This is a genomic window from Bacteroides caecigallinarum (genome assembly GCF_016901995.1).
In the GTDB taxonomy this organism is placed as follows: domain Bacteria; phylum Bacteroidota; class Bacteroidia; order Bacteroidales; family Bacteroidaceae; genus Phocaeicola; species Phocaeicola cellulolyticus.
In genome coordinates this window covers 1-4,481 of sequence record NZ_JACJLE010000098.1, presented here as the reverse complement: position 1 = coordinate 4,481, position 4,481 = coordinate 1, and the positions used below count along the sequence as shown (strand labels likewise).

General features: G+C 41.5%; 3 protein-coding genes. All 3 read left to right on the top strand.

Annotation, left to right across the window (positions count from 1 at the left end; translation table 11 throughout):
* Window positions 1-75 precede the first annotated feature (75 nt).
* The 3 genes from H6A61_RS14955 to H6A61_RS14945 all read left to right on the top strand — a co-directional run bounded on the left by H6A61_RS14955 (window position 76) and on the right by H6A61_RS14945 (window position 4,397).
* Window positions 76-1,812 carry a hypothetical protein gene (locus H6A61_RS14955; RefSeq protein WP_204394694.1) on the top strand — a complete coding sequence of 579 codons (1,737 nt, stop codon included), beginning with the start codon at window positions 76-78 and terminating at the stop codon, window positions 1,810-1,812.
* A gap of 18 nt (window positions 1,813-1,830) precedes the next feature.
* A complete protein-coding gene (locus H6A61_RS14950; protein ID WP_239469253.1) occupies window positions 1,831-3,231 on the top strand; it encodes a DUF5723 family protein in 1,401 nt (466 codons plus the stop codon).
* Window positions 3,232-3,389: 158 nt separating this feature from the next.
* Window positions 3,390-4,397: an Rpn family recombination-promoting nuclease/putative transposase gene (locus H6A61_RS14945; protein WP_204394693.1), complete on the top strand. Its 1,008-nt coding sequence runs from the start codon at window positions 3,390-3,392 to the stop codon at window positions 4,395-4,397.
* Window positions 4,398-4,481 lie beyond the last annotated feature (84 nt).

Below are 4,481 nucleotides of genomic sequence, written 5' to 3'. Positions count from 1 at the left end.
TGCATAATCTTTGTGTATTCGTAAAAAATATTAATGATGTAAATTTTGTCTGATATAAAAATATAAACTAGAAGTATGGAAAAAAAATTCAAGAATCATGCAGTTGTGGGTATGTGTGCCCTAGGACTGATTGGTCTTAATTCATGTCTGAAAGTCGATGAGACTTATGACCTGGACAAGGACTTTGATATGACTATTACTGTGGGGGGAGATTTGACGGTTCCGGGAAGCAGTACGGAGAAAATTGTTTTAAGCGACCTTCTTGATCTGGAAGATAACAGCGTGATTAAAGTAAACAATTCCGCGGGTGACTATTATCTGGTGCAGGATGGGGAAACAAGCTCCACGGACGTAAAAGTACCGGAAGTTGATATCAACATGACGAACGGTTTCAAGGGTGTAAGCCAGACTTTCAACATTCCTGCAGGAATTGGCAGCGATATGCCTGAAAAAAACATAGAATTTAAAGACAATATCGAAATAGACATTAACGAAAACGGCATAACATCCGACATCAAGAGTATAAGCAATGCTGAGACTACATGCAGAAACACATATCTGGTATTCTCGAAAAATACAAACCAGATAAAGGCAGTACTGGAAAACGGTTATACCATAGAGTTTCCAAACTATATTACAGTAAAATCAGAAAATGCTGACTGGACAGCAGAAGGAAACATCCTGAAGCTTACCAAGGCTGAAGGTATGGAAATATCAAACAACACCAAAATAAAATTCCAGATTGTAAATGTAAAATTTGACCAGAATGAGGCTGTCTTTACCAACAATGAAAATGAAAAAGACAACAACTCTGTACATTTCGGAGGAAATATTTCGCTGGACGGAAACGTTACGGCTTCGGCACTGACTAATGCAGGAGGAAACTTCACTCTGTCGGCAAATGTGGAAGCTGAAAACATGATTATAGAATCGGCAACTGCAGTGGTGGATCCTGAGGTTGACATAAAAATAGATCCTATAAGAATAGACGATATTCCTGACTTCCTGGCTGAAGAAGATGTGATTCTTGACCTTACAGACCCTAGAATTTACATTACAGTGACAAATCCGAGTCCTGTAGCCGTAAACATGGACGCCGCACTTAAATCGTATAAGGAAGGCAACAAAAAAGGGGAAGCTTATCTGCAGAATGTAAATATCCCGAAAGAATGTGAGAACTACGTAATCTGTGTAAACCAAAAAAGGGAAGAATGGGATACAACAGAGAAAATCATGTACAAGAAGGTTGAAGGACTGAGCGACCTGATAAAGAACATTCCGGACAGAATAGAAATAACAGACGTGGAAACAAGCGTGGTGCAGGAAGAAGTGACTATAGATCTGAACAAGAACTATACTATCGTTACTGACTACAAGGTGGATACTCCGCTGATGTTCGGCCCTGAAACAAAAATAACATATACTGAGGCTATAGACGGATGGGATGCTGACCTGGAAGATATGGAATTCGACAGAGTGGAAGCATCGATGAACGTGATAAACGAAATACCGCTGGGAGTGAGAATGACAGCAAAGGCCATCGACGTGAATGGCAATGTGCTTGAGAACGTGAAGGTGGATATGGATGTAGAAATCAAAGCCGGAGAAATCGGTGCACCGACAACTCAAAACGTGAACTTCACTCTGACAACTGACGACGGCAGGATTGCAGGACTGGACGGTATAGAAATCTCTGTCGTGGCATCGGTTGACAACAACGTAAGCGATGTTACACTGAACGAAAACCAGACTATGCAGTTTACTGAAATAAAACTGAGACTTGTAGGTGGTATTACTATGGATCTGAACTAATATTAAAAGACAAACAAGATGAAGAATATAGCTAAATATATGATGGGAGCTGCCATGATGTGTGCAGCTACAGGGGTTCCTGCCCAGGCTCTTAACTCGGGATATTTTCTGGACGGATATCTGTTCAAGCATCAGCTGAACCCGGCACTGGAAAGCGACAAATCGTATTTCAGTATCCCGGTATTGGGAAACATGAATTTCGGAACAATGGGTAATGTGGGTATGGCAAACTTCATATACCCTACTGCCGGCAACAAACTGACTACTTTCATGAACAGCAGCGTGAGTGCCGATGAGTTTCTCGGGGGACTGAGAAACATCAACAAGATGTCGATGAACGTGAATACTTCAATCATCTCAATGGGATTCAGAGGATGGGGCGGTTTCAACACTCTGGATATAGGACTGAGATCGAGTTCTTCGGTATATGTGCCTAAGGATTTCTTTGAATTCATGAAGGTGGGACAGAGCGGACCTAATACCGTTTATGACCTGGGAAGCATGGGTATCTCTACTTCCAACTATGTGGAAATTGCTTTGGGACATTCAAGACAGATATTCGACAATCTGAGAGTGGGTGCAAAATTCAAGGTTCTGCTGGGCGGTCTGTATGCCAACATGAACCTAAGCAATACAAAAATCACACTGAGTGAAGACAAATGGGAAGTGATGGCTAACGGCGAGATGAATATCGCAATGGCAGGACTGAACGTTCCTACAAAAGAGGAAAGCGGTGCGGAATATACCGGAAACGAAGGTACACTGGTGGATTTTGACAATATAGAAATGAACTCTCCGGGACTGGGAGGATTCGGTCTGGCATTGGATCTGGGTGCCACATACGAGGTGATGGATAATCTGACTGTATCGGCTGCCATCAAGGATCTGGGATTCATGAACTGGAGCAACAATACTTATGCTTCGACAAACAACGAGCCTTGGACTTTCGAAGGTTTCCATAACCTGTCGATGGATGAAGACAGCGAGAATTCATTTGACAACCAGCTGGACAAACTTTCGGATGACTTTGAAGACTATACTAACCTGCACAGAAGAAGCGCAGGAGGAAAACTGAACAGGGCACTGGCTGCCACACTGAATCTGGGTGCGGAATATGCATTGCCTATGTATGACAAACTTTCGTTCGGCTTCCTTTCTTCTACAAGAATAAACGGCAAGTATTCGTGGAGCGAAGGACGTTTCTCGGCAAACGTTTCTCCTCTGAGCTGGTTTGAAGCCGGTATCAACTACGGTATCACATCGTACGGCAGCACAATGGGATGGATTGTGAACTTCCACCCTAGAGTATTGAGCCTGTTCGTAGGTATGGACTATATCGTAGGAAAGGTGAGCAAGCAGTATATTCCTCTGAACAACATGAATATGAACCTGAGCTTCGGTCTGAACGTGACTTTCTAAAAAAAACGACTGATTTTATTTTAATCTGATAATTGAGGCAGCAAGAGTCTTTATGATAAAGATTCATGCTGCCTCAAACTTTTTTTCATCTTTATTTTTCACATAAATATAATTATTACATATCTTTGTAAAAACAGATAATCAGTAAACACTTCTATATGGGAAATTATATTCGATTCGACTGGGCAATGAAACGCCTGCTGAGAGACAAGGCTAACTTCAAAGTACTGGAAGGACTACTCACTACTCTACTGAACGAGGAAATAAAAATTGTGAACCTGTTGGAGAGCGAAAGCAACCAGGAGGAAGAATTTGACAAATATAACCGAGTGGATATGCTGGCAGAAAATTCCAAAAAGGAACTGGTGCTGATAGAGGTACAAAACAACAACGAATATGCATACTTCCAGAGAATGCTGTTCGGTACTTCAAAGCTGGTGACAGAATACATAAACCGTGGAGAAGGATATGACAAGGTGAGAAAGGTTTATAGTGTGAATATTGTATATTTCTCGCTGGGACACGGAAAGGATATAGTATATCACGGAAAAACCGAATTCAGGGGAATACACAAAAATGACATATTGGAACTGACACCTTTCCAGAAACAGACTTTTAAGGTGGATGCCGTGAGCCAGCTGTATCCTGAATATTATATTTTAAAAGTGAATGACTTCAACAGCGTGGCTCGAACACCACTCGAAGAATGGATAGCATATCTTAATACGGGACAAATAGCTGAAAGCGCAAAAGCTCCGGGACTGGATGTGGCCAGAGAAAAACTGAAAATAGATAATATGTCAAAAGACGAAAAAAACGCTTACTACAGACACCTGGATAACATTGTAATCCTTAGAGACAATATAAACACAGAAAGGGCGGAAGGAAGAGCGGAAGGAAGAGCGGAAGGAAGAGCAGAAGGAAGAGCAGAAGGAAGAGCAGAAGGAAGAGCAGAAGGACTGAAAGAAGGAAAAGCGGAAGGACTGAAAGAAGGAAAAGCGGAAGGACTGAAAGAAGGAAAAGCGGAAGGACTGAAAGAAGGAAAAGCGGAAGGTATTACATCAGTAGCATTGAAAATGAAAAATATGGGTGTAGCTATTGATCTGATTATGGAAGCTACCGGACTGAGTAAAAAAGAAATAGAGGGTGTGTCAAAACTAAAATGACTACTCCCTAAAGTTACAGATTATAACTATAATATTTAAAAGGGGCCGTATCAAACTCTGTATTGAGTAATGATGCGGCCCTTT

What these genes read in the sequence shown, in the direction of transcription:
- H6A61_RS14955 (WP_204394694.1), top strand. Translation starts at nt 76, where the DNA reads ATGGAAAAAAAATTCAAGAATCATGCAGTTGTGGGTATGTGTGCCCTA.
- H6A61_RS14950 (WP_239469253.1), top strand. Translation starts at nt 1,831, where the DNA reads ATGAAGAATATAGCTAAATATATGATGGGAGCTGCCATGATGTGTGCA.
- H6A61_RS14945 (WP_204394693.1), top strand. Translation starts at nt 3,390, where the DNA reads ATGGGAAATTATATTCGATTCGACTGGGCAATGAAACGCCTGCTGAGA.